Genomic DNA, 511 nt, shown 5'->3' on the forward strand with positions numbered 1-511 from the left:
ATGGCATCTGTCATTACAAGCCTGAAAACGTTGGAGTCAAGGTTTTGGACCCCGTTAACATCACCCTGGGTGCTGAGGATGAGCTGAAGAATGCTGTTGGACTTGTTCGTCCAGTTAGTGTTGCCTTTCAGGTGATCAACGGTTTCAGGATGTACAAGAGTGGAGTTTACACAAGTGACCATTGTGGAACTTCTCCAATGGATGTGAACCACGCTGTTCTGGCCGTTGGCTATGGTGTCGAAAATGGCGTTCCCTACTGGCTCATCAAGAACTCATGGGGTGCAGACTGGGGTGACAATGGTTACTTCAAGATGGAAATGGGCAAGAACATGTGCGGTATTGCTACTTGCGCATCCTACCCTATTGTTGCATGAGGTGCCCACGGATTAGTTCCATTGTGTCAATTTAGTTGGCCTCAATAATATATTTTTCTGTCCAAGGATGAAGATGGGTATACAGAAACTGAAACTTTCTTGTGAATATAAGATCATAAGGACATGAATTAGCCCAG

At 45.2% G+C, this 511-nt stretch carries 1 protein-coding gene; it reads left to right on the top strand.

The annotated features are described in order from the left end of the window. A partial coding sequence (locus NK662_RS24845; RefSeq protein ID WP_254761390.1) for a C1 family peptidase occupies positions 1 to 374 on the top strand: 374 nt, incomplete at its 5' end. Positions 375 to 511: the final 137 nt, after the last annotated feature.

It is taken from the genome of Ectobacillus ponti (assembly GCF_024294785.1).
Taxonomy (GTDB): Bacteria; Bacillota; Bacilli; order Bacillales; family Bacillaceae_G; genus Ectobacillus; species Ectobacillus ponti.